At 71.3% G+C, this 24,477-nt stretch carries 23 protein-coding genes; 16 read left to right on the top strand and 7 right to left on the bottom strand.

Annotation, left to right across the window (positions count from 1 at the left end; all coding sequences use genetic code 11):
- Window positions 1–60 precede the first annotated feature (60 nt).
- The gene (locus BU204_RS08235) at window positions 61–738 is read right to left on the bottom strand and encodes a lytic polysaccharide monooxygenase auxiliary activity family 9 protein (RefSeq protein WP_233159763.1); all 678 of its coding nucleotides are present in this window, start codon (window positions 736–738) and stop codon (window positions 61–63) included.
- Between the two features lie 296 nt (window positions 739–1,034).
- Between BU204_RS08235 and BU204_RS08230 the strand changes: the two genes are divergently transcribed.
- The 8 genes from BU204_RS08230 to BU204_RS08195 all read left to right on the top strand — a co-directional run bounded on the left by BU204_RS08230 (window position 1,035) and on the right by BU204_RS08195 (window position 10,433).
- Window positions 1,035–3,065 (top strand): glycoside hydrolase family 48 protein, encoded by a 2,031-nt coding sequence (locus tag BU204_RS08230; RefSeq protein WP_083661105.1) that lies wholly within the window; start codon window positions 1,035–1,037, stop codon window positions 3,063–3,065.
- Window positions 3,066–3,148: 83 nt separating this feature from the next.
- Window positions 3,149–5,065 carry a glycoside hydrolase family 9 protein gene (locus tag BU204_RS08225; RefSeq protein ID WP_083661104.1) on the top strand — a complete coding sequence of 639 codons (1,917 nt, stop codon included), beginning with the start codon at window positions 3,149–3,151 and terminating at the stop codon, window positions 5,063–5,065.
- A gap of 269 nt (window positions 5,066–5,334) precedes the next feature.
- Window positions 5,335–6,399 carry an endo-1,4-beta-xylanase gene (locus tag BU204_RS08220; RefSeq protein WP_075124971.1) on the top strand — a complete coding sequence of 355 codons (1,065 nt, stop codon included), beginning with the start codon at window positions 5,335–5,337 and terminating at the stop codon, window positions 6,397–6,399.
- Window positions 6,400–6,431: 32 nt separating this feature from the next.
- Entirely contained in the window at window positions 6,432–7,805 is a 1,374-nt protein-coding gene (locus tag BU204_RS08215) for a glycoside hydrolase family 6 protein (RefSeq protein ID WP_083661103.1), read from the top strand.
- 168 nt (window positions 7,806–7,973) lie between these two features.
- Window positions 7,974–8,609, top strand: a complete 636-nt coding sequence (locus BU204_RS08210) for a M23 family metallopeptidase (protein ID WP_075124969.1) — start codon at window positions 7,974–7,976, stop codon at window positions 8,607–8,609.
- A 23-nt stretch (window positions 8,610–8,632) separates the two neighbouring features.
- Window positions 8,633–9,424: a HipA family kinase gene (locus BU204_RS08205; protein ID WP_198942804.1), complete on the top strand. Its 792-nt coding sequence runs from the start codon at window positions 8,633–8,635 to the stop codon at window positions 9,422–9,424.
- Entirely contained in the window at window positions 9,408–9,788 is a 381-nt protein-coding gene (locus BU204_RS08200) for a DUF3037 domain-containing protein (protein ID WP_075124968.1), read from the top strand. The genes BU204_RS08205 and BU204_RS08200 overlap by 17 nt, the downstream gene beginning before the upstream one ends.
- 24 nt (window positions 9,789–9,812) lie before the next feature.
- The gene (locus BU204_RS08195) at window positions 9,813–10,433 is read left to right on the top strand and encodes an L-threonylcarbamoyladenylate synthase (RefSeq protein WP_075124967.1); all 621 of its coding nucleotides are present in this window, start codon (window positions 9,813–9,815) and stop codon (window positions 10,431–10,433) included.
- Window positions 10,434–10,467: 34 nt separating this feature from the next.
- Here BU204_RS08195 and BU204_RS08190 read toward each other — a convergent pair whose 3' ends face one another.
- Window positions 10,468–10,845: a PPOX class F420-dependent oxidoreductase gene (locus BU204_RS08190; RefSeq protein WP_075124966.1), complete on the bottom strand. Its 378-nt coding sequence runs from the start codon at window positions 10,843–10,845 to the stop codon at window positions 10,468–10,470.
- Between the two features lie 83 nt (window positions 10,846–10,928).
- Here BU204_RS08190 and hrpA point away from each other — a divergent pair, with 83 nt between their 5' ends.
- From hrpA to BU204_RS08175, 3 genes are all read left to right on the top strand, one after another.
- Window positions 10,929–14,813: an ATP-dependent RNA helicase HrpA gene (gene hrpA / locus BU204_RS08185; RefSeq protein WP_075124965.1), complete on the top strand. Its 3,885-nt coding sequence runs from the start codon at window positions 10,929–10,931 to the stop codon at window positions 14,811–14,813.
- Window positions 14,814–15,040: 227 nt separating this feature from the next.
- Entirely contained in the window at window positions 15,041–15,391 is a 351-nt protein-coding gene (locus BU204_RS08180; RefSeq protein WP_083661102.1) for an RICIN domain-containing protein, read from the top strand.
- 113 nt (window positions 15,392–15,504) lie between these two features.
- Complete coding sequence (locus BU204_RS08175; protein ID WP_075124963.1) at window positions 15,505–16,491, top strand: aldo/keto reductase; 987 nt, start codon at window positions 15,505–15,507, stop codon at window positions 16,489–16,491.
- A gap of 19 nt (window positions 16,492–16,510) precedes the next feature.
- Here the strand turns inward: BU204_RS08175 and BU204_RS08170 are convergent, their stop codons facing one another.
- Together BU204_RS08170 and BU204_RS08165 are read right to left on the bottom strand one after the other, a co-directional pair.
- The gene (locus BU204_RS08170) at window positions 16,511–16,744 is read right to left on the bottom strand and encodes a hypothetical protein (RefSeq protein ID WP_083661101.1); all 234 of its coding nucleotides are present in this window, start codon (window positions 16,742–16,744) and stop codon (window positions 16,511–16,513) included.
- A gap of 4 nt (window positions 16,745–16,748) precedes the next feature.
- The gene (locus BU204_RS08165; RefSeq protein ID WP_075124961.1) at window positions 16,749–17,921 is read right to left on the bottom strand and encodes a S8 family peptidase; all 1,173 of its coding nucleotides are present in this window, start codon (window positions 17,919–17,921) and stop codon (window positions 16,749–16,751) included.
- A 159-nt stretch (window positions 17,922–18,080) separates the two neighbouring features.
- On the opposite strand from BU204_RS08165, the gene mshC reads away from it, so the two are divergent.
- Window positions 18,081–19,319 (top strand): cysteine--1-D-myo-inosityl 2-amino-2-deoxy-alpha-D-glucopyranoside ligase, encoded by a 1,239-nt coding sequence (gene mshC, locus BU204_RS08160; protein ID WP_075124960.1) that lies wholly within the window; start codon window positions 18,081–18,083, stop codon window positions 19,317–19,319.
- Here mshC and BU204_RS08155 read toward each other — a convergent pair.
- Together BU204_RS08155 and BU204_RS08150 are read right to left on the bottom strand one after the other, a co-directional pair.
- Window positions 19,284–20,438: an MFS transporter gene (locus BU204_RS08155; protein ID WP_075124959.1), complete on the bottom strand. Its 1,155-nt coding sequence runs from the start codon at window positions 20,436–20,438 to the stop codon at window positions 19,284–19,286. The genes mshC and BU204_RS08155 overlap by 36 nt on opposite strands.
- Before the next feature lie 12 nt (window positions 20,439–20,450).
- Window positions 20,451–21,350 carry a PAC2 family protein gene (locus tag BU204_RS08150; protein WP_075124958.1) on the bottom strand — a complete coding sequence of 300 codons (900 nt, stop codon included), beginning with the start codon at window positions 21,348–21,350 and terminating at the stop codon, window positions 20,451–20,453.
- Window positions 21,351–21,418: 68 nt separating this feature from the next.
- On the opposite strand from BU204_RS08150, the gene BU204_RS08145 reads away from it, so the two are divergent.
- The 4 genes from BU204_RS08145 (at window position 21,419) to hisG (ending at window position 23,594) form a co-directional block, all read left to right on the top strand.
- Window positions 21,419–21,625, top strand: coding sequence for a hypothetical protein (locus BU204_RS08145; RefSeq protein WP_075124957.1), 207 nt, complete (start codon window positions 21,419–21,421; stop codon window positions 21,623–21,625).
- A gap of 110 nt (window positions 21,626–21,735) precedes the next feature.
- On the top strand, window positions 21,736–22,416 hold the full coding sequence (locus BU204_RS08140) for an HAD family hydrolase (protein ID WP_075124956.1): 681 nt from the start codon (window positions 21,736–21,738) through the stop codon (window positions 22,414–22,416).
- Window positions 22,417–22,464: 48 nt separating this feature from the next.
- A complete protein-coding gene (locus BU204_RS08135; protein ID WP_075124955.1) occupies window positions 22,465–22,728 on the top strand; it encodes a phosphoribosyl-ATP diphosphatase in 264 nt (87 codons plus the stop codon).
- A 20-nt stretch (window positions 22,729–22,748) separates the two neighbouring features.
- Window positions 22,749–23,594 (top strand): ATP phosphoribosyltransferase, encoded by an 846-nt coding sequence (gene hisG, locus BU204_RS08130; RefSeq protein ID WP_075124954.1) that lies wholly within the window; start codon window positions 22,749–22,751, stop codon window positions 23,592–23,594.
- Between the two features lie 103 nt (window positions 23,595–23,697).
- Here the strand turns inward: hisG and BU204_RS08125 are convergent, their stop codons facing one another.
- On the bottom strand, window positions 23,698–24,477 hold the full coding sequence (locus BU204_RS08125; protein ID WP_075124953.1) for a thioesterase family protein: 780 nt from the start codon (window positions 24,475–24,477) through the stop codon (window positions 23,698–23,700).

The raw sequence follows: 24,477 nt of genomic DNA, 5'->3' as shown, positions 1-24,477 counted from the left end.
GGCCGGTCGCGGGGCGAGGCCCCGCGGCCGGCCGTCGCCCGGCCGTGGCCGGGTGCGGGTTCACCGGGTGAACACCACGTCCGAGCAGTTGAAGAACCCCTCGGGGCTGTCCGAACGCTCCCAGACCGAGTAGATGATGTGGCGCCCGGTCTTGTTGGGCATGGTCGCCGACCAGGTGTACTCCGGGCCGTGCGGACCGTTGCCGTTCACCGGCGGGTTCGTCACCTGGTGCCAGGCCTCGAGGTCGCTCCAGCTGAGCGGGCGGCTGGGGTCCCACCCGTCCTTGGTGACGAACTGGTACCAGGTGCCGGGGTGCCTCGCCCACGCGTTGTAGCGCATGGTGACCTGGGCACCGGCCCGCACCTCCGTCGTCGGCCAGTCGGTCCTGGCCGCCCGGTAGGCCGCGTACTTGTCCGAGGGCCCGCACAGGCTCCCCGCGGGCAGGGACGACCACTGCTTGCCGATGTTCGGCAGCAGGTTGCCGAACCAGTCCCAGAGCGGCTGCTTGCCACCCTGGGCGACGGCGGCCGCGCAGGCGGGGTTGGTGGGGTTGAGGTCGCCGCCGTTGCCGCCCTCGAGACCGTTGACGTAGCAGGCGTAGGTCCTCGTCGCCGGGTAGGTCATGGCGCCGTGCGCCGTGGCCGACGGGGCGGCGGGCAGCACCGTGAGCGCGGCTGCCGCCAAGCCAACCACCCCGGCCAGGACCGTGGCCCTGGATGCGGTCCTGCGTTTCTTCACATCGCCCTCCTTGGTGGAGTTCAATGTGGGAGCGCTCCCAATATTCGAGGGTACCTTCAGCTGTCAATACCGCCCGCTGGCGACACGTTCGAAATGGATCACCGCGAAGGCCACGATAGAGCAGCCGATCCCATCCGAAGCGTTGACACCGCATGTGATCAGCTGCTAACAATTTGTTTACCCATTGTGGGAGCGCTCCCAGAACTCCCCGTGGTAGTCACTCCCGGCCCGGAACCCTCGGGCGCCGCGCACGACGTCCTGACTGCCCACTGAGAAGATCGCGGTTGGAGCAACTGATGAGACGAAGAAAACTGTTCTTGGGAGCGCTCCCAATAGCGGCCGCGCTCGGATCGCTCACCCTCGCCGCACCCGTGGTCGCCGTGCCGCTCGAGTACACCTCCGGCGCCCCGGTGGCCCTGCGATCCGTGCCCGGGATGGACGCGAAGTCCGTGGACCGGTTCCTCGAGCTGTACGAGAAGATCAAGGATCCGGCCAACGGATACTTCAGCGACCACGACCCGCCGGTTCCGTACCACTCGGTGGAGACCCTGATCGTCGAGGCGCCCGACTACGGCCACGTGACGACCTCGGAGGCGTTCAGCTACTGGATCTGGCTGGAGGCGCAGTACGGCCGGGTGACCGGTGAGTGGGGCCCGTTCAACGAGGCCTGGGAGTCGATGGAGGAGCACATCATCCCCTCCGCGGCCGAGCAGCCGGGCAACGCCCGGTACAACCCGGCCGATCCCGCCACCTACGCCGACGAGCACGACACCCCGCAGGGTTACCCGAGCGAGCTGGAGTTCGACGTGCCGGTCGGCCAGGACCCGATCGCCAACGAGTTGCGCAGCACCTACGGCAACTCCGACGTCTACGGCATGCACTGGCTGCTGGACGTGGACAACCGCTACGGCTTCGGGAACTGCGGCGACGGCACGAGCAGCCCCGCGTACATCAACACCTTCCAGCGCGGCCCGGAGGAGTCGACCTGGGAGACCATTCCGCACCCGTCCTGTGACACCTTCGAGCACGGCGGTCCCAACGGATACGTCGACTTGTTCGTCGGCGACCAGCAGTACGCCCGGCAGTGGCGCTACACCAACGCGCCGGACGCCGACGCCCGTGCCGTCCAGGCCGCCTACTGGGCGCACACCTGGGCGACCGAGCAGGGCAACCAGTCGCAGATCTCCGCGACCCTCGCGAAGGCGGCGAAGATGGGTGACTGGCTGCGCTACGCCATGTACGACAAGTACTTCAAGCGCGTCGGCAACTGCGTCGGCCCGAGCACCTGCCCCGCCGGCAGCGGCAAGAACAGCGCGCACTACCTGATGTCCTGGTACTACGCGTGGGGCGGCGGCACGGACGGCGCGTGGGCCTGGCGCATCGGCTCCAGCCACAACCACTTCGGCTACCAGAACCCGATGGCCGCCTGGGTCTTGTCCAACGTGGACGCTCTGGAGCCGAGGTCGGCGACGGCGGTGGCCGACTGGGACACCAGCTTCGACCGGCAGCTCGAGTTCTACCGGTGGCTGCAGTCCGCCGAGGGCGGCATCGCCGGTGGTGCGACCAACAGCTGGCAGGGCCGCTACGCCCAGCCGCCGGCGGGTGCGTCGACCTTCTACGGCATGTACTACGACTGGCAGCCGGTGTACCACGACCCGCCGAGCAACCGGTGGTTCGGCATGCAGACCTGGTCGATGCAGCGGATCGCCGAGCTCTACTACGCGACCGGCAACGCGCAGGCCGGACAGCTGCTGGACAAGTGGGTCGACTGGGCGATGGCCAACACCACCGTCGACGCCGCCAACGGCACCTGGCAGGTCCCGGCCGAGCTCGGCTGGTCCGGGCAGCCGGACACCTGGAACGCGGGCAGTCCCGGTGCGAACAACGGGCTGCACGTCACCGTCACCAGCCGCAACCAGGACCTGGGCGTGACCGCGGCCCTGGCCAGGACGCTCATGTACTACGCGGCGGAGTCCGGCGACACGGCCGCTCGGGACATGGCCGGCAACCTGCTCGACGCCATGTGGGCGCCGAACAACCAGGACGACCTGGGCATCTCGGTCGAGGAGTCGCGGGCGGACTACAACCGCTTCGACGACCGGGTCTACGTCCCGTCCGGTTGGACCGGGACCATGCCCAACGGTGACCGGATCGACAGCAACTCGACCTTCACCTCCATCCGCTCCTGGTACACCTCCGACCCGGACTACCCCCAGGTCGAGCGGTACCTGGAGGGCGGTCCCGCGCCGACGTTCCGGTACCACCGGTTCTGGGCACAGGCCGACATCGCGATGGCGATGGCCGACTTCGGGCTGCTCTTCCCCTGATACCTCGGGCGGGGCCGGGATTGTTCCTCGCCGCCGGCCCCGCCCGAGTTCCACACCTGAGGTGTGGAGGAAAGGACCAGGAAATGCGCGTCAGAACGCTCGCCGCCGCGCTCTCGCTCGCCGCGGCAGCCGTGGTGGCCGCCCCGGGGACCGCACCCGCGCAGGCGGCGGCGTTCGCGTACGGCGAGGCGCTGCAGAAGTCCATCTGGTTCTACGAGGCCCAGCAGTCCGGTCGGCTGCCCGCCTGGAACCGGGTCGACTGGCGTGGGGACTCCGGGCTCGCCGACGGGGCCGACGTCGGGCTCGACCTGACCGGGGGCTGGTACGACGCCGGTGACCACGTGAAGTTCGGCTTCCCGATGGCCGCCTCCGCGACGATGCTCGCCTGGGGAGCGGTGGAGTACCGGGACGCCTACGCCAGGGCCGGTCAGCTCGACGAGCTGCTGAACAACCTGCGGTGGGTGAACGACTACTTCGTCAAGGCCCACCCCTCGCCCAACGTTCTCTACGGGCAGGTGGGCAACGGCGGGACCGACCACGCCTGGTGGGGCCCGGCCGAGGTCATGCCGATGGCCAGGCCCGCCTACCGCATCGACGCCACCTGCGGCGGGTCCGATCTCGCCGGTGAGACCGCGGCGGCCATGGCGGCCGCGTCAATGGTCTTCCGCCCCACCGACCCGGCATACGCGGACCGGCTGCTGACCCACGCGCGGCAGCTCTACACGTTCGCCGACACGGTGCGCGGCAAGTACTCCGACTGCATCCGCGACGCGGCCAACTACTACAACTCCTGGAGCGGCTACCAGGACGAGCTCGTGTGGGGCGCGGTCTGGCTGCACCGCGCGACCGGCGACCAGACCTACCTCGCCAAGGCCGAGACCGAGTACGACAGGCTGGCCACCGAGCAGGGGACCGGCTTCCGCCCGTACAAGTGGACGATCGCGTGGGACGACAAGTCCTACGGGGCCTATGTCCTGCTCGCCAGGCTCACCGGCGACGAGAAGTACGTGACCGACGCCAACCGCTGGCTCGACTACTGGACTGTCGGGGTCAACAACCAGCGCGTGCCCTACTCCCCGGGCGGGCAGGCGGTGCTGGACCGGTGGGGGTCGCTGCGCTACGCCGCGAACACAGCCTTCGCCGCCCTCGTCTACAGCGACTGGACGACCGACGAGACCCGGGCGCGGCGCTACCACGACTTCGCGACCGGCCAGATCGACTACGCGCTCGGCGACAACCCGCGCGGCGCGTCCTTCATGGTGGGGTTCGGGAACAACCCCCCGCGGGACCCGCACCACCGCACCGGGCACGGCTCGTGGTCCAACAGCATCCAGTCCCCTGAGGACAACCGGCACGTCCTCTACGGAGCGCTGGTCGGCGGCCCGCCGCAGGCGGACGACAACTACGTCGACGACCGCGGCGACTACGTCATGAACGAGGTCGCGACCGACTACAACGCCGGCCTCACCGGCGCGCTGGCGAGGATGTACCTCGAGTTCGGCGGGGAGCCGGCGCCGGGCTTCCCGACCGCCGAGGAACCGGACGGCCCGGAGATCTACCTCCAGGCCGCGGTCAACTCGACCGGTGCGAAGTACACCGAGATCAAGACCTATGTGGTGAACCGCTCGGCCTGGCCCGCCCGCACCCTCGACGACGGGTCCTTCCGCTACTACTTCACCCTCGACGGCACGACGACACCCGACCAGCTCACGCTGACCTCGCACTACAACCAGTGCGCCCAGCCGACCGGGCCGACCCAGCACGCCGGCTCCGTCTACTACGTCACGATCGACTGCTCTGGGACGGGGATCGCCCCGGCGGGGCAGTCCGAGCACCGCCGTGAGGTCCAGTTCCGGATCACCAGCTCCGGCAGCTGGGACCCCACCAACGACTGGTCCTACCAGGGTGTCGCGCAGACGCCCGGCGCCACCCCGGTGACCGTGTCGAACATGACCCTCTATGCCGGTGGTACGGCGGTCTGGGGGACCGAACCGGAGTAGTTGGCGCCAGGCAGGCAACCGATCCCACAAGGAAGTGGTCGATCATGAGGTCCGACTCTCGTTCGCACTGGCCGTCCTGGCGGTCGTCGGTGCGGTACTCGTGGTTCCCCGCCCCGGTACCGCACCGGCGGCGACCGGTGCCGCGACCCCGGGTGTGGCCCTCACCGCGCCCCCTGCGTCCACACACCGGGTGCGTCTGGCGCCGTCGGCCGCGGGGTTGTTCGACGCAGACCGAGAACTGACAACCTCTCGTAGACAGGAGTAGGCAGATGCGCGGGAAATCCTTGCGCCACGGCCTGACCGCACTGCTGACGGCGGCGATGGCCACGACGTCCGTCGCAACAGGACTCGTTCAGGCGACGGCGGACACCGACGGGAGCTCCAGGTCCCAGCCGCTGCGCGCCCACGCCACGGCACGCAACTTCCTCATCGGTACGGCCGTGGCGACCGGGCCGCTGTCGAACGAGCAGGCCTACCGCGACACGCTCAACCGTGAGTTCAACACGGTGACCGCCGAGAACGCCATGAAGTGGGATGCCACCGAACCGAACCAGGGGCAGTTCAACTTCTCCGGGGCGGACCAGATCATGGCCTCGGCACAGGCCAACGGCCAGACGGTGCACGGGCACACGCTGGTCTGGCACAACCAGACCCCGGGCTGGGTGCAGAACCTGGACGCCAACGCGATGCGTACGGCCATCCGCAACCACATCAACACCGTCGTCGGCCGCTACGCCGGCCGCATCGCGTCCTGGGACGTGGTGAACGAGGTGTTCGACGACAACGGCGGCATGCGCAACTCGTTCTGGTACCAGCGGCTCGGCGAGAGCTACATCGCCGACGCCTTCCGCTACGCCAGGGCCGCCGACCCCAACGCGAAGCTCTGCATCAACGACTACAACGTCGAGGGCATCAACAACAAGAGCACCGCGATGTACAACCTGGTCAGCAGGCTGCGCGGCCAGGGCGTCCCGATCGACTGCGTCGGCATCCAGGGACACCTCTCGATCCAGTACGGGTTCCCCAACGACCTGCGGCAGAACATGGAGCGGTTCGCCGCGCTCGGGGTGGACGTGAAGATCACCGAGCTGGACGTCCGGATGCGGATGCCGGCCGACTCCAACAAGCTCGCCACCCAGGCCACCTACTACCGCAACGTCATCGACGCCTGCCTGGCCGTCCCCCGGTGCAACCAGCTCACCGTCTGGGGCTTCACCGACAAGTACTCCTGGGTTCCCGACACCTTCCAGGGGGAGGGGGCGGCGCTGCCCTACACCGAGAACTACGCGGCCAAGCCGGCCTACCAGTCCCTGCACGACGCGCTCGCTCGCTGAGCGCCCAGAACGCCCACCAATGAGGAGGAAAGATGAAACTGAAGGGTGACAGAGGCCGAACACGGTCCGGCCCACGGTCCGTGGCGGTCGCGGCGGCGACGGCCGCTCTGGCCGCCGGTCTGCTGACCGTCGGTTCCCCGGCCGGTGCCGAGGATGTCACACCGCGACGCGTCGACAACCCCTACGCCGGCGCGCAGGTCTACGTGAACCCGGACTGGGCCGCCAAGGCCAGCGCCGGTGGCGGCTCGGCGATCGCCGACGAGCCGACGTTCGTCTGGATGGACCGCATCGCCGCGATCAACGGCACCAGCGGCGCCATGGGCCTGCGGGCGCACCTCGACGAGGCGCTCGACCAGGGCGCGGACGTGTTCCAGGTGGTCATCTACAACCTGCCCGGCCGTGACTGCTCGGCGCTGGCGTCCAACGGCGAGCTGCCGGCCGACGCCATCGGGCGGTACCAGACCGAGTACATCGACCCGATCGCGGAGATCCTCGGCGACTCGGCCTACGCCAACCTGCGGATCGTCGCGGTGGTCGAGATCGACTCGTTGCCGAACATCCTCACCAACGTCGACCCGCGGCCGACCGCGACGGCCAACTGCAACACGATGAAGGCCAACGGGAACTACCAGAAGGGCGTCGGCTACGCGCTCGGCAAGCTCGGCGCGCTGCCCAACGTCTACAACTACATCGACATCGGGCACCACGGCTGGCTCGGCTGGGACGACAACTTCCGTCCCTTCGCCGACCTGTTCATGAGCCAGGTCATCGGCAACAACGGTGCCGGCGCCGAGGACGTGCACGGGTTCATCTCCAACGTGGCGAACTACGGCGTGCTCCACGAGGAGCACTTCAACGCCAACACGGTCATCGGCGGTCGGCCGGTCCGTGAGGCCGCGAAGTGGATCGACTGGAACCGCTATGTCGACGAGGTCTCCTACGCCAAGGCGTACGGCGAGCTCTTCACGCAGCGGCTCGGCCACCGGGTCAGCATGCTGATCGACACCTCCCGCAACGGGTGGGGCGGCCCGAACAGGCCGGACGGTCCCAGTTCCTCGACCGACCCGAACACCTTCGTCGAGGAGTCCCGCATCGACCGTCGGATCCACCTCGGCAACTGGTGCAACCAGTCCGGTGCCGGTATCGGTGAGCGGCCGACCGCCGCGCCCGAGTCCGGGATCGACGCCTACGTCTGGGTGAAGCCGCCGGGTGAGTCCGACGGCGCCAGCGAGGAGATCCCGAACGACGAGGGCAAGGGCGCCGACGAGATGTGCGACCCCGCCTACCAGGGCAACCCGCGCAACGGGAACAACCCTTCGGGCGCGCTGCCGAACTCGCCGCTGTCGGGTCACTGGTTCCAGGCGCAGTTCACCGAGCTGCTCCGCAACGCCTACCCGCCGCTGTGAACCACGGGTAGGAGTTGAGCTGGACAGAACGCCACGACGCGCCCCCTGCCGGTCTCCGGCAGGGGGCGCGTCGCGTCGGCACGGCCGGATTCGGCGGATCTCCTCAGGTCGGCCCGCGAGCGGGCGATCCAGCGGGTATCGAGTCGACCGAACACGGGGAGCCGGCACGTGCCGATCAGTGATGTGCAGTTCCGCATTACGCAGATCCAGTCGTTCATGACCGCCGCGGTCTCGGCGCCCACGCAGACGGCGCGGACCGCTCCCGCCACCGGCGGCACGTCCGGGACCACCGGGACCTCCGCCGCCCAGTTCGCCGCCGTACTCGACCAGACCCTCGCCACCGGCGCCACCGGCGTTACCGCCGGGACCACCTCCGCGGCCATGGGCGTCCCCACGGGAGCCCAGTCCGCCGTCCAGCCCGGCGGGTGGACGCTGCCGGCGCAGGGGCGGGTCAGCAGCGAGTACGGGCCGCGATGGGGAACCCAGCACCGGGGTGTGGACATCGCCGCGGTGACCGGCACGCCGGTGGGAGCCGCGTCCGCCGGCGTCGTCCGCGACGCCTCCTGGCGCGGCGGGTACGGCAAGGCCGTGGTCATCGACCACGGCAACGGCGTCTCGACCCTCTACGGTCACAACTCCGAGCTCCTCGTGCGGCCGGGCGACCGCGTCCAGGCGGGGCAGACCGTGGCCAAGGTGGGCAGTACCGGCGACTCCACCGGCCCTCACCTGCACTTCGAGGTCATGGTCGACGGGAAGAAGGTCGACCCGCGGCCCTGGCTGGAGCAGCGTGGCGTGAAGTTCTGATCCCGGTCGGGCATGATGCGGCCGTGGATCACAACGCGGCCCTGCGGCGGGTGGCGGCCACCCGCTACGTGACGCCCTTCCGCGAGGGCGGTTCCCTGCCGGGGCTGGTCGAGGCCGACGACCTCGGCATGTACGTGCTCAAGTTCCGCGGCGCCGGTCAGGGCCTCAAGGCCCTGGTGGCCGAGGTGGTCGTCGGCGAGCTGGCGCGACGACTGGGCTTCCGCGTGCCGGAGGTCGTGTTCGTCGACCTCGACCCCACCCTGTCCAAGGCCGAGCCGGACGAGGAGATCCAGGACCTGCTCAACGCGAGTGGGGGAGTGAACCTCGGGTTCGACTACCTTCCCGGCTCGTTCGACTTCACCCCGCGCGTGCGGGACCCCGGCGCCGAGCTCGCCGCGCGTCTACTGTGGCTGGACGCCCTGGTGCTCAATGTGGACCGGAGCTGGCGCAACCCGAACATGCTGCTCTGGCACCGGGAGGTCTGGCTGATCGACCACGGCGCGTCGCTGTACTTCCACCACCGGTGGGGTCCAGGGTGGCAGCCGGCGCCGAGCTACCGCTACGACGCCGCCGACCACGCGATGCTGCCGGCCGCGGGATCGGTCGTGGACGCGGACCGGGAGCTGCGGCCGCGGGTGATGCCCGTCCTCGACGAGGTGCTCGCCCTGGTACCCGACGAGTGGCTGGTCGCCGAACCGACGCCCGGCTCCGCGGCGGACACCCGTGCCGCGTACACGGCCTACTTCGCCAGCCGGATCGAACGCGCCGACCAGTGGGTGCCCGCGTTGGAGGAGACCCGTGCCGCACGTGTTTGAGTACGCGCTGGTCCGGGCGGTGCCCCGGCAGGAGCGCGCGGAGTTCATGAACGTCGGCGTGATCGTCCACTGCGCGCCGCTGCGCTTCCTGCGCTGCCGTACCCACCTCGACCCGGAGCGCCTCCGGGCGTTGGACCCGGCCCTGGACCTCGAGGTGCTCGCCGACGCGCTGCACTCGTGGTGCCAGGCCGGCGACGGTGCCGGGCCGATGGCGGTGAGCACGCCGAGCCAGCGGTTCCGCTGGCTCACCGCGCCGCGCAGCACGATCCTGCAGGCCTCTCCGGCCCACACCGGTCTCACCGACGACCCGGCGGGTGAGCTGGAGCGGCTGATGCGCACCCACGTCCTGGTCGAGCGGCCCTGAATGGCGGCCTCTAGTCTGCTCCGGGTGGCGAAGTACTTCGACGTGCATCCGGAGAACCCGCAGCGGCGGGCCATCGCGCAGGTGGTCTCGATCCTCCGCGACGGTGGACTGATCGCCTACCCGACCGACTCGTGCTTCGCCCTGGGCTGCCTGACCGGCAACAGGGAGGGCGTCGACCGGATCAGGGCGATCCGCCAGCTCGACGACCGACACCACTTCACGCTCGTCTGCCACGACTTCGCCCAGCTCGGCCAGCTGGTCTACCTGTCCAACGCGGTGTTCCGCCAGATCAAGGCGGCGACCCCGGGCAGCTACACCTTCATCCTCCCGGGTACCAAGGAGGTGCCCCGCCGGCTGCTGAACGCGCGGAAGAAGACGGTCGGCGTGCGGATTCCGGACCACGTGGTCACCCAGGCGCTGCTCGCCGAGCTGGGCGAGCCGCTGCTGTCGAGCAGCCTGCTGCTGCCGGGCGAGGAGGAGCCGATGACCCAGGGCTGGGAGATCAAGGAGCGGCTGGACCACGTGGTGGACGCGGTCATCGACTCCGGCGACTGCGGCGTCGAGCCGACGACCGTGATCGACTTCTCCAACGACGAGCTGGAGGTCGTCCGCGTCGGCGCGGGCGACCTCGCTCGCTTCGAGTAGCCGTTTCGGGTGGGAGGGCGCCGGGTGGGAGGACTCAGTCGGGGAGCACGCGCACGATCACGCGCTGCTCCTCGGCCTTGCGGAAGGGGTAGCTGTCGGCGTCGAGGTACTTCTTCGCGAGCTTGTCGATGTGCGCGTCGGCGCCCTCGTCGATGAACTCGGCGGTGCCGCGCACCACGACCAGCCGGTAGGGGTCGTTCTTGTCGACGACCGAGACCGCGACCCTCGGGTCGCGGAGCAGGTTGCGGTGCTTGACCCGCCCCTTGGCGGTGTTGAACAGCACGGCCTCGCCGTCGGTGTCCACCCAGACCGGGGTCACCTGCGGGGAGCCGTCGTCCATGACCGTCGCCACGTTCGCGATCTGGGGCTCGTTCAACAGGGCAATGTCCTGCTCGCTCAGCTTCTTCGCCATGCCGAGATCAACTGCGCACCCGCGGTGACTATTCCCTCGGGTGGAACAACTCGCTCGCGCCGGTCGTTAGGCTCGGTGACGCGATGACTGTGCCTTCCACCCCTCTGGTGACTCCCCGTGACCTCCGCGCGCGCCTCTCGGAGGTGACGCTGCGCGATGAGCGCCGCCTGCGCAGGCGGCTGGACGGCCTCGGCAAGCTCCGCGACGACGCCCGGCAGGCCAGGCTGGACGAGATCGCGACCGAGGTCGACCGGGCCGTCCGGCGTGTCGAGCGGCGGCGCGCCGCCCTGCCCACGGTCACCTACCCCGACGAGCTGCCGATCAGCCAGCGACGCGAGGACATCAAGAAGGCGATCGCCGGGAACCAGGTCGTGATCGTGGCCGGGGAGACCGGGTCGGGCAAGACGACCCAGCTGCCCAAGATCTGCCTGGAGCTCGGCCGAGGCGTACGGGGGCTGATCGGCCACACCCAGCCCCGCCGGATCGCGGCCAGGACGGTCGCCGAGCGCATCAGCGAGGAGCTCGGCGTCCGGCTCGGCGACGCGGTCGGGTGGAAGATCCGGTTCACCGACCAGGTGGGCGAGGACACCCTGGTCAAGCTGATGACCGACGGCATCCTGCTCGCCGAGCTGCAGTCCGACCGGCAGCTCCGCCAGTACGACACGCTGATCATCGACGAGGCGCACGAGCGCAGCCTCAACGTCGACTTCATCCTCGGCTACCTCAGGCAGCTGCTGCCGCGCCGGCCCGACCTGAAGGTGATCATCACCTCGGCGACGATCGACCCGGAGCGGTTCTCCCGGCACTTCGACGACGCGCCGATCATCGAGGTGTCCGGCCGCACCTACCCGGTCGAGGTCCGGTACCGGCCGCTCGTCGACCCGGACGACCCCGACGCCGACCCGGACCGCGACCAGACCCAGGCCATCCTGGACGCGGTCGACGAGCTGTCCGCCGAGGGCCCCGGCGACGTCCTCGTGTTCCTGTCCGGCGAGCGGGAGATCCGCGACACCGCCGACGCGCTCACCGCCCTGAACCGGCCGGGCACCGAGATCCTGCCGCTCTACGCCCGGCTCTCGGCCGGCGAGCAGCGGCGGGTGTTCCAGCCGCACCGCGGGCGGCGCGTGGTGCTGGCGACCAACGTCGCCGAGACCTCGCTGACCGTGCCCGGAATCAAGTACGTCGTGGACCCGGGCTTCGCCCGCATCTCCCGCTACAGCAACCGGCTCAAGGTCCAGCGCCTGCCGATCGAGCCGATCTCGCAGGCCTCGGCGAACCAGCGCAAGGGCCGCTGTGGACGTACCTCCGAGGGAATCTGCATCCGGCTCTACTCCGAGGAGGACTTCGCGGCCCGGCCGGAGTTCACCGACCCGGAGATCCTGCGTACCAACCTCGCGTCGGTCATCCTGCAGATGGCCGCCGCGGACCTGGGTGACATCGCGGCCTTCCCGTTCGTCGAGCCGCCCGACCGGCGGCACATCACCGACGGCATGAACCTGCTCAACGAGCTGGGCGCGCTGGAGAGCTCGACCAGTGACTCCGAACCGCGGCTGACCCCGCTCGGGCGCAAGCTCGCCCGGCTCCCGGTGGACCCCCGGCTGGCCAGGATGGTGTTGGCGGCGGACCGCAACGGGTGCGTCAGCGAGGTCGTGGTGATCGCCGCCGCGCTGTCCATCCAGGACCCGCGGGAGCGGCCGGCGGACAAGCAGACCCAGGCCGACCAGCAGCACGCGCGCTTCGCCGACCCCGACTCCGACTTCCTGTCCTACCTGAACCTGTGGCGGTACCTGACCGAGCAGAAGCGGGAGCTGTCGGCGAACCGGTTCCGCAGGCTGTGCCGGGCCGAGTTCCTGAACTACCTGCGGGTGCGGGAGTGGCAGGACGTCGCCGGTCAGCTGCGGCAGATGGTGAAGAGCCTCGACGTCACGCCCAACGAGACGCCGGCCGAGCCGGGGCCGATCCACATGTCGCTGCTCACCGGCCTGCTCTCGCACATCGGGCTCAAGGACCCCGCCGGCAAGGAGTACCTCGGCGCCCGCAACGCGAAGTTCGCGATCTTCCCGGGCTCGACGCTGTTCCGCAAGCAGCCCCGCTGGGTGATGGCCGCCGAGCTGGTGGAGACCTCTCGCCTGTGGGGCCGGATCGTCGCCCGGATCGACCCGGACTGGATCGAGCCGCTGGCCCAGCACCTGGTTCGGCGCACCTACAGCGAGCCGCGCTGGGAGAAGAAGCGCGCCGCCGTGATGGCCTCGGAGCGCGTGACGCTGCTCGGCCTGCCGATCGTGGTGGACCGGGCGGTGAACTACGGGCGGATCGACCCGGGCCTGGCCAGGGAGTTGTTCATCCGGCACGCGCTCGTCCAGGGGGAGTGGCACACCAACCACGCGTTCCTGCGCCGCAACGCCGAGCTGCTCGCGGAGGCCGAGGAGCTCGAGCACAAGGCGCGCCGCCGCGACATCGTCGTGGACGAGGAGACGCTGTTCGACTTCTACGACCGGCGGATCGGCCAGGAGGTCGTGTCCGGCCGGCACTTCGACACCTGGTGGAAGAAGACCCGCCGTGACCAGCCCGAGCTGCTCACGTTCGACCCGGCGATGCTGGTCAACCCGGACGCCGGCGACGTCAGCCCGGACGCCTACCCCGACGCGATGTCGCACAACGACCTGCGCCTGGGGCTGCGCTACCGGTTCGAGCCGGGCGAGACGAGCGACGGCGTGACCGTGCAGGTGCCGCTCGCGCTGCTGAACCGGGTCAGCGCCGACGGCCTGCCCTGGCAGGTTCCCGGGCTGCGCGAGGAGCTGCTCACCGCGTTGATCCGCTCGCTGCCCAAGCCGTTGCGCCGCAACTTCGTCCCGGTCCCCGACTTCGCCGCCGCCCTGCGCGAGCGGCTGGCCGGCGTGCCCGAGCCGTCGCTTGCCCAGGTGGCCGCCGAGCTGCGCGAGCTGACCGGCATGGTCGTCCCGCCCGACGCCTGGCAGCTCGACCAGGTGCCCCAGCACCTCAGGACGACCTTCCAGGTGGTTGACGAGGGTCGCCCGGTCCTCGAGGGGAAGGATCTCGGCGGGCTGAAGCGGGAGCTGGCCTCCCGCGTGCGCGAGTCGCTGGAGCAGGGCGCGGAGGGCCTCACCCGGGAGGGGCTGACGTCCTGGTCGTTCGGCACGCTGGAGCGCGCGGTGTCGCTGCGGCGTGCCGGGCAGCAGGTGACCGCCTACCCGGCGTTGGTCGACACCGGCACGTCGGTGGCCATCCGGCTGTTCGACAGCGAGGACGAGCGGACCAGGGCGATGTGGCGGGGGACCCGGCGGCTGGTGCTGCTGACCGTGGCCTCCCCGGTCAAGCAGGTCGTGCGGCGGCTGCCCAACCAGGCCAAGCTCGCCCTGTCGGCCAACCCCCACGGCAGCGTGCCCGGCCTGCTCGAGGACTGCCTCAACGCCGCGACCGACGCGGTGGTGAGCGATCTGGGCGGTCCGGTGTGGACGACGGAGGAGTTCCAGGCGCTGTGCGCGGGCGTGCGGGCCCGGCTCGCCGACACCCTGTACTCGGTTCTGGAGCGCGTGCGCGGCGTGCTCGCCGTGCACGCGGAGGTGGACGCCGCGTTGGCCAGGATGACCGGGCGGGTGTTCGCCGAGTCGGTCGCCGACATGCGCACGCAGGTCGCCGCCCTCGTGTTCGACGGGTTCGTGACCGCGACCGGGCCGGCCCGGCTCCCGGACGTCGAGCGCTACCTGCGCGGGGTGCTGCGCCGCCTCGAGAAGCTGCCGGAGCGCCCGGACCGCGATCTCGAGTGGACCCACGTCGTGCAGGACGCGCAACGGGCGTATGCCGAGGTTCGCGGCCGTCCCGGCGACGACGGCCGGGTGCGGTGGATGATCGAGGAGCTGCGGATCAGCTTCTTCGCCCAGACCCTCGGCACGGCGTACCCGATCTCGGAGAAGCGCGTGTATCGTGCGATCGACGAGCTGGGATAGCTCTCGAGAATTCCCTCACCCAGCGGCAGAGGCCGTGCGCATCACGCGAATGCGCTATTTCTTGCTTTTCCCTTGTTTCCCGTTCGATGGGGTGAACTGCTGGGACAGCTGTTCTGTCACCGGCGTCGTCGCAGCATGATGCAGTGGGGGATACCTTCTGCGGGGAGAGGGACGTTCTTCCGACGAGTCATTTATCGACAACCTGGAAACGTCGGGATGTGAATCCAATGCGAATGCGAAGAGTGGCCACTGTTCTTGCCCTTGCGGCGACCCTGCTCAGCCTCGTCACGGTTCCCGCCAGCGCGGCGGAGGGCGAGTCGAGGGCTGTGGGTTTCCCGATCCGCAGCGTGATGAACGGCAAGTGCGTGGACGTGCTGGGGTTCAACAACGCCAACGGCGCCCTGGTCGGGATGTGGGACTGTTGGGGTGGCGCCAACCAGCGCTGGTACTACACCAACGGCCAACTCCGCAGCGCGATGAACGGCAAGTGCCTGGACGTGCTGGGGTTCAACAACGCCAACGGAGCCCGAGTGGGGATGTGGGACTGCTGGGGCGGCCCCAACCAACGGTGGTACTGATCACCGTGGTTTAGCCGAACGCGACCGTGCCCGGGGTGACCCGGGCGCGGCCGCCCGTCCCGGGGAAAAAAGGCTGGACCTGGAGCGCGCTCCAGGTACCACGATACGAGGGCATGACCAACACATGGACTGGCCGGCGCGCGCTGGGCGCGGGCACCGTCAGCGCGCTGGGTTTCGGCTGCTGGGCGATCGGCGGCCCGTACACCGACAACCGGGGCAACCCGGTCGGCTGGGGACAGGTGGACGACGACGAGACGGTCCGGGCCGTCCACGCAGGACTCGACCTCGGCGTCACGTTCTTCGACACCGCCGACTCCTACGGCGCCGGCCACAGCGAGACCGTGCTCGGCCGGGCGCTGCGCGGTCGCCGGGACCGCGTGGCGATCGCCAGCAAGTGGGGCAACACGTTCGACCCGGCCACCAGGACGATGACCGGCACCGACAGCTCACCGGAGTACGTGCGCCGCGCGCTGCGCGCCACGCTCGACCGGCTGGGCACCGACTACCTCGACCTCTACCAGCTGCACCTCCAGCCGTCGGCCGCCGAGGCCGAGCCGCTGTTCGCGGTGTGCGAGGAGCTCGTGGACGAGGGGTTGGTCCGGGGGTACGCCTGGAGCATCGACGACCCCGAGCGCGTGGCCGCGGTGGCCGGCGCGCCGCACTGCACCGCGGTGCAGCACGAGCTGAGCGTGCTGCACGACGCGCCCGAGATGCTCGAGCTGTGCGACCGGTTCGAGCTCGCCTCGGTCAACCGCACGCCGCTGGCGATGGGCCTGCTCGGCCGGCGCACCGCGCAGCGGCCGACCTCGGCGACCGACATCCGCTCGGTGCCCCCCGACTGGCTGCGGTTCTTCCGCGACGGCGTACCCACGCCCGAGTGGCAGGCGCGGGTCGCCGCGGTCCGCGACATCCTCACCAGCGACGGCCGCACCCTCGCCCAGGGCGCGTTGGCCTGGGTCTGGGCGCGCGGCGATCGCACGATCCCCATCCCGGGCTTCCGCACGGTCGCCCAGGCCGAGGAGAACGCGGCGGCCCTGGCGCTGGGCCCGCTGCGCTCCGAGCAGCTCGCCGAGATCAGGGCGGTACTCAGCGCCGTGTAGCTAGGACGCCTAGGGCGCCCTACTGCACCGGGGCGTCCGGCGGCGGCAGCTGGATCTCGTACTGGCGCTCCACGTCGGACACCCCGGGCACCGCGGACAGCGACGCGAGTGCGTCGCGCTCCACGGTGCCGGTGACCACACCCAGGGTCTCCAGCGGCTCGGCCACCGTGAAACCCGCCCGGCGCAGCGCCTCGACCACCGTCGAGAAGTCCGCGCCGTCCTCGATCGTGACCGTCACCCGTTCCACTGGCACGTCGTCAGGGTGCCTGAACCAGTCCCGCCCCGACGTCGGTCGAGGGCAGGGGGAGCCGGCGTGCGGTCTGGGACAGCCGGGCCCACAGCTCGTAGCCGCTCGCCCCGCTGGCGTGGTGGATCAGCGCCGCGACCCCCGACACGTGCGGGGTGGCCATGCTGGTGCCGCTGATCCGCTTGTAGCGCAGGGGCATCGGCCAGCTCGAGTGGACGTCGACGCCCGGTCCGGCGATGTCGACCGAGCCGACCGAGTCGACGGTCCCGCAGGAGAAGTCGGCGATCCTGCCGTTCACGTCCAGCGCTCCGACGGCCATGATCGACGGGCAGTTCGCCGGGTGACCGACGGGTGCGACATGTCCGTTATCCCGGTCACTGGAGTTGCCGGCGGCGGCGATGATCAACGTGCCGCGGGCGAGCGCCCGCCGGGCCACCCGCTCGTAGGTCCTGGAGTAGGCCTGGCCAGGCTGGGTGGGGGCGCCGAGCGACATCGAGACCACAGCGCAGCCGTTGCCGACCGCCCACGCGATGCCGGACAGGATGCCGCCGTCGGCGCCCGAGCCCTGGTCGCTGAGCACCTTGCCGACGTGGATGTCCGCCTCGTGGGCCACGCCGTAGCCTGGCCGCTTGGCCGGCTCACGCGGGCCGCAGGCGGTGCCGACGCAGTGCGTGCCGTGCCCGTGGCCGTCCTGCACCTGCTGTCCCTCTACGAAGGACTTCGACTCGATCGTCCGGCCGGCGAGGTCGGGGTGGGTGAGGTCGAGACCGGTGTCCAGGACCGCGACCCGCACGCCCTTGCCGGTCGCCGTGCTGTTCGGCGCCGCGACGGCCTGCAGTCCCCAGGTGAACGTCGTCTCGTCGAGCTGGGTCCCGGCCCCGGCGGCGACCGGGGCGCTCAGCGCGTGCACGACGCGCTCGGGCTCGACGAGGGCGATCGGACCGGGCGCGGCGGCGGCCTCGGTGAGCGCGGTCAGCTGGTCGGGGTCCGCCGACACCAGCGCGACACCGAGGTCGCGCATCACCAGCCCGTCAGCCGCCCAGAGCGGATCCGCCAGGCCCGCCTCGGCCGAGTCGACCGCGTCGATGCCGGCCACCCTGCTCAGCTCGTGCGTCGCCTGGGTCCAGTCGTCCTCGAGCAGGACCAGGTACCTACCGGTGGTTCCTTCCGCAGCCGAAGTCATGGCCGCCCCTCTTCCTCTCTCGCTGGTTGCCTCGCTCGCGCGAGTTGCTCCGCAGGAGGTGAATCGCATTCGGGGTGTGCAATGTAAGGCCCGTCACAGGTCGTCCCAGGGTTCGGTGGCGTTCGGCCCGATTTTCGGGCGCCGTCTAGTGTCGAAGGCATGCAGACCTGGTCATCTCCCCCGGTGCCCCGCGTTCCCGGCCCGCCGCGCCCCCTGCGGCTGTACGACACCGCGACCGGCGAGGTGCGTCCGACCGCACCCGGCCCGACGGCGACCATGTACGTCTGCGGCATCACCCCCTACGACGCGACCCACCTCGGCCACGCCGCCACCTACCTCGCCTTCGACCTGGTGCACCGGGTGTGGCTGGACAACGGGCACGAGGTCCACTACGTCCAGAACGTCACCGACGTCGACGACCCCCTGCTGGAACGGGCGCAGCGCGACCAGGACGACTGGGTGGTCCTCGGGATGCGGGAGACCGCGCTGTTCCGCGAGGACATGGTGGCCCTGCGGGTGCTGCCACCCCGGGAGTACCTCGGCGCCGTCGAGTCCATCCCCGAGATCGCCGAGGCGGTGGCCAAGCTGCTGGCCGACGGCGTGGCCTACCGCGCCGCCGACGACGACTACCCGGACGTCTACTTCGACCACGGCAGCACCGGCCACTTCGGCTCGGTGTCCAACTACGACACCTCGACGATGACCGCGTACTTCGCCGAACGCGGGGGCGACCCGGACCGCCCCGGCAAGCGCCACCCGCTCGACGCGCTGCTGTGGCGGACCGCCCGGCCGGGGGAGCCGAGCTGGGACAGCGAGCTGGGGCCGGGCCGGCCCGGGTGGCACGTCGAGTGCAGCGTGATCGCGCTGAACCAGCTCGGCATGGGCTTCGACCTCCAGGGCGGGGGGTCGGACCTGATCTTCCCGCACCACGAGTTCAGCGCCGCGCACGCGGAGGCCCTGACCGGTCAGCGACCCTTCGCACGTCACTACGCGCACGCCGGCATGATCGGCCTCGACGGCGAGAAGATGTCCAAGTCGCGCGGCAACCTCGTGTTCGTCTCCCGGCTGCGGGCCGACCGGGTCGACATGATGGCGGTCCGGCTCGGGCTGCTCTCCGGTCACTACCGGTCCGACCGCCCGTGGACCGACGACGTGCTCACGACGGCCGAGGACCGGCTGGCGCGCTGGCGCGCCGCGGTCGACGGCCCGGGCGGTCCCGACGCGACCGCCGCCGTCGCCCGCCTGCGCGACCACCTCTCCGACGACCTGGACACGCCCAAGGCCCTGCTCGCCGTGGACGCCTGGGCCGACCAGGCCCTCGCCGGCGACACCCGCGACCAGGCCGCGCCGGAGCTGGTCCGCTCAGCCGTGGACGCCCTGCTCGGGGTCGCCCTCTGACCCCGGCCGGAGCCGGGTCACCGCGAGCGGCGTGACCAGGGCCAGCAGGAGTCCGGGGACGAGAAAGCCGAGCACCGCGGAGGCGTGGTAGACGGGCGTGAGCGCGATCGGGGAGAGCGAGGCCCCGACGAAGCGGAACGCCTGCACCACCGACACCGCTCCGGCCGGGTTCGCCTCGTCCCCGGTCAGCACCAGAGTGTTCACGCCGACCTGCACGAACTGCGCGAGCACCCCGGCCAGCGCCCACAGCGCGACCAGCACCGGCAGCCACGGCACGACCCCCATCAACGCCACCGGCACCGCCGCGCCCACCGTCCCCACCAGGACCGCGGCCCGCCCGCCGATCCGCTCGATCAGCCGTCCCACCGAGCGCGCGCTCAGGATCCCCAGCACACCGAACACGGTCAGCAGCAACCCCCGGGCCCCCGCGCCAAGGCCGAACGCGTCACCCGCCCGGAAGGCGACGAGGAACGTCAGCCCCCCGAGGCACCCCCAGCCCACGAGCGCCACCGCGGAGGCCCGCAGGGCCGGCCCCGACCACGCCGCCCGCAGCCGCGGCGGCTCGACCGGAGCTCCTGGCCCGGAGGGCAGCCCGACCGCCGCGAGCCCGACCGCGACAGCCGCCACCCCGACGAACGCCCACCGCCAGTTCGCCTCCGCGGCCAGCCCGCCGATGAGCGGTGCGCTGGTCTGCCCGGCCGCCTGCATCGAGGCGAACAGCCCCAGCGTCCGGCCCAGCCGCTCCCGTGGCGTGCTGTCGGCGATGCTCGCCAGCAGCAGCGGCGTGGTGAACGCGTTGGCCACGCCCTGCACCCCGCGCCCGACGAGCAGCAGCGGGAACCCCGACGCCAGCACGCAGACGACCGACCCGGCGACCGAGACGCCGTAGGCCCCGAGCACGCTGCGCCGCAGCCCCCACCGCGCGCCGAGCGTCCCGGAGAACAACATCAGCGCCGCGAACGGCACCAGGTAGGCGGTGATCGTGGCCGAGGCCGTCGCCGCCGAGACACCGAAGTCGGCGCCGAGCTCGGGCAGCATCGCCGCGGTGACCCCGCCCCCGAACGGGCCGAGGAAGCCGCCGGCGTGCACACCCGCCACGGCGAGCCGGCGGCGGTCCACGCCGGTCCCGGGTCAGGACGGGCCGGCGCCGCCCCGGCCGGGTCGCCGCCGGCGCAGGTAACGCTCGAACTCGGCGGCGATCGCGTCGCCGCTGGTCTCGTTGAGCGCGGTCTCCGAGTCGCCCCGCTCCTCGAGGGCACGTACGTAGTTGCGCACGTCCTCGTCCTCGGCGGCCATCTCGGTGACCGTGCGCTCCCACTCCTCGGCCTGCTCGGGCAGCTCGCCGAGCGGCACCTCCATGTCGAGGACCTCCTCGAGGCGGTGCAGCAGGGCCAGGGTCGCCTTCGGGGACGGGGGCTGGGACACGTAGTGCGGCACCGCGGCCCAGATCGAGATCGCCGGCACGCCGGCCTGCACACACGCGTCCTGCAGCACCCCGACGATCCCCGTCGGGCCCTCGTAGCGGGATCGCTCGAGGCCGAAGCGGGCGGCGGAGGCCGCGTCGTAGGCGGTGCCGGTCACCGGGACCGGCCGGGTGTGCGGGGTGTCGGCGAGCAGCGCCCCGAGGGTCACCACCGTGGTCACGCCCAGCTCGTCGATGTGCTCGAGCAGCTCGGCGCAGAACCGGCGCCACCGCATGTTCGGCTCGATGCCGTGCATGAGCACCACGTCCCGGGTCGCCCCGGGCGGCCGGCACACCGACAGCCGCGTCGTCGGCCACTCGACCCGACGGGTCACCCCGTCGAGCAGGCGCACGGTCGGCCGCGTGACCTGGAAGTCGTAGTAGTCGTCCGGGTCGATCTCCGCCAGCTCGGTCGCCTCCCAGGTGAGCTGGAGGTGCTCGATCGCCGCACTCGCCGCGTCACCGGCGTCGTTCCAGCCCTCGAAGGCCGCGACGAGGACGGGGTCGACGAGAGGACCCGCCCGCTCGGCCGGGGACGGGTCGGGAGTGTGCTGGTCGGGAACGGTCACCGGGCAAGCCTACGACCCACCCCCAGGGCCCGGGGATCGTAGGCTGCTCGCATGGGACGGGTGAGTCGATGACCGAGCTCCGCACGGCATGCCACGGGTGTCGCCAGGTGACCCAGTACCGGGACGACGACGGGCGCATCCATCCCATGATCCTGCCCGGCAACGGGACGTCCTGGGCCGAGCGGCTGCCCGGAGGGATGGTCGAGCAGCCGTGCCTCTCCTGCGGGGAGTGCCTGGACCCCGGCTGGCTGCCGGGTCTCGTTCCCCCGGCGTAGCGCCTCACCGCTGCTCAGGGAGAAGATCGTCACACCGCTCGCCCCGGAACGGGTGGTTGTGAAACGCTCGGAGGAGCTCCAGCCGCACCCGGAAGCCACTACTCCAACACATGACTGATGCGATACACGCGGGTCCCGCCGCGGTCCTGTGGGACCTGGACGGCACCCTGCTCGACTCAGAGAAGCTGTGGGACATCCCGCTCTACGAGCTCACCGAGAAGTTGGGCGGCCGGCTCTCGACGGCCACCCGACAGGCCATGGTCGGCACGAACGTGATGGTGACCGTGCGTCTGCTCTACGCCGAGGCCGGCGTGAACGACCCCAGCCCGGAGCAGTTGGCCGACGGTGCGGCGTGGATCGACCGCCGGATGGTCGAGGTGTTCCGCCAGGGGCTGCCGTGGCGGCCCGGCGCGGAGCGCGCCCTGCGGACCGTGCGCGCCGCCGGTCTGCCGATGGCGCTGGTCACCTCGACCGAGCGGGACCTCGCCGAGATCGCCCTGGACACGGTCGGTCGGGACCTGTTCGACGTGACCGTGTGCGGTGACGAGGTCGGCGGGCTCAACAAGCCGCACCCGGAGCCGTACCTGATGGCCTGCCGCCTGCTGGGGGTCGACCCCGCCGCCTGCGTGGCCATCGAGGACTCGCCGACCGGGACCGCGTCCGCTGTCGCCGCGGGCTGCCAGGTCCTCGTCGTGCCGTGCGAGGTCGAGGTGGAGCCGGGGGAGCGGCGCACGTTCCGCGCGTCGTTGGCCGGCCTCACCGTCTCCGACCTGGCCGCCCTGTTCTCCTGATCGCCCTGGTCACTCGCCCCGACGGCCGGGATGGAAGGATCCTCGCTCGTGAAGACGTTCGACGAGCTGTTCGCCGAACTCCGCGACCGGGCCGCCAACCGGCCCGAGGGCTCCGGCACCGTCGCCGCGCTCGACGCGGGGGTGCACGCGCAGGGGAAGAAGGTCCTCGAGGAGGCCGGCGAGGTGTGGATCGCCGCCGAGCACGAGTCGGACGAGCGGCTCGCCGAGGAGGTATCCCAGTTGCTGTACCGGGTGCAGGTGCTCATGATCGGGCGCGGCATCACCCTCGACGACGTGTACCGCCACCTCTGAGCCACCGGGAGTTCCTGACCATGCTGCGGGTTGCCGTGCCCAACAAGGGCGCGCTGGCCGGACCGGCCGCCGAGATGCTCGGCGAGGCCGGGTACCGCCGCCGGTACGAGACGCGTGACCTCACCGTGCTCGACCCCACCAACGACGTGGAGTTCTTCTTCCTGCGTCCGAAGGACATCCCGATCTACGTCGGCTCCGGCGAGCTCGACCTCGGCATCACCGGCCGCGACCTGGCCCTGGACTCCGGCGCGCCGGTGGCCGAGCGGCTGGCGCTGGGGTTCGGCACGTCGACGTTCCGCTACGCCGCGCCGGCCGGCCGGCCCTGGCAGGTCGAGGACCTCGCGGGCCGGCGGCTGGCCACCTCCTACCCGCGGCTGGTCACCAGCGACCTCGCCAAGCGCGGCATCACCGCCGAGGTCATCCAGCTCGACGGCGCGGTGGAGATCTCGGTGGCGCTGGGCGTGGCCGACGCCGTCGCCGACGTGGTCGGGTCGGGGCGGACGCTGCGCCAGCACAACCTGGTGGCCTTCGGCGAACCGATCTGTGAGTCGGAGGCGGTGCTGCTACAGGGCACCAACGCCGACACCTCGCCCGGCAAGGACCAGCTCGCCGCGCGACTGCAGGGCGTCGTGTTCGCCCAGCAGTACATGATGCTCGACTACGACTGCCCGAAGGCCCTGCTCGACGAGGCGGTCACGGTGACCCCCGGCCTCGAGTCGCCGACGGTGGCGCCGCTGGCGGACCCGGCGTGGGTGGCCGTGCGGGCGATGGTGCCCCGCAAGGAGGCGAACCTGGTGATGGACCGCCTGGCCGCGCTGGGCGCCAAGGCCGTACTCGCCTCCGACATCCGCTCCTGCCGTCTCTGAGCTGCCGCGCTTGCTCGCGGTGGTGGGCGGCTCGGTGCGGCTTGCTTGCCGCGACAAGCGGCTCGGCGAGGAGAGCAGCTCGTAGGGCGGTACCCCAGTCGCGTCAGGTCTGGGGGCGGACCAGCAGGGCCTGGGCGCCGCGTCCTACCGGGCCCTGCTCGTCGTGCAGGACGGTGTGGGCGGTGCCGGTGCCGGTGGGGCCGATGGCCGTCGTGGCGTCGAGGGCCAGCCAGTCGCCGGTGGGTTCGCGGTGGAGGTGGACGGTGAGCTCGGAGTTGATGAACAGCCACTCGCGGGGGTCCATGCGGCTCGACACCCCGTTGCCCGAGTCGGCCACCACCAGCAGGCGTTGCAGGCCGCTCGGGCGCTCGCCGGCGACCAGGTCGACGCCCTGTCGTACCCAGACCGTCGCCGGGCCAGGGGTGGCCAGGTCGCCCGCCAGCGCCCGCCACTCCATCGCGTCCAGGTAGCCGGCACCCCATCCCTCGGGGCGGTGGGTCTGCCTGCCCTCGGCGGGCGGGGGCAGGTGGCGGTCGTCCGCGACCGCCACCGCCGCGGTGTCGCCGCGGACGTGGCGCCAGGCGCGGCACCGCGCCACCACCCGGCCGTCCGCGTGCAGCTCGGCGCCCAGCAGCTCGACCGACCGGCCGGGCCGCTCCACACCGGCGGACACCTCGAGCTCGGCAACCGGCACCGGGCCGAGGATCTCCACGGTGACCCGGGCGACCTGCATGGGCGCCGCCGCGGGCAGTGCCTCCGTCGCCCGGACCATCAGCGCGCTGGGCGGCCCCAGGTGCTGGGTGTGCGCCGACCACGGGCCCGCGGTGTGCCTGGTCGCGGCGAACCGCCCGTCGCCGAGCGGGTGGTAGAAGGCATCGCTCAC

Origin of the sequence: Actinophytocola xanthii (genome assembly GCF_001921205.1) — a bacterium.
Lineage (GTDB): Bacteria > Actinomycetota > Actinomycetes > Mycobacteriales > Pseudonocardiaceae > Actinophytocola > Actinophytocola xanthii.
This window is presented reverse-complemented; position numbering and strand designations above follow the sequence as displayed.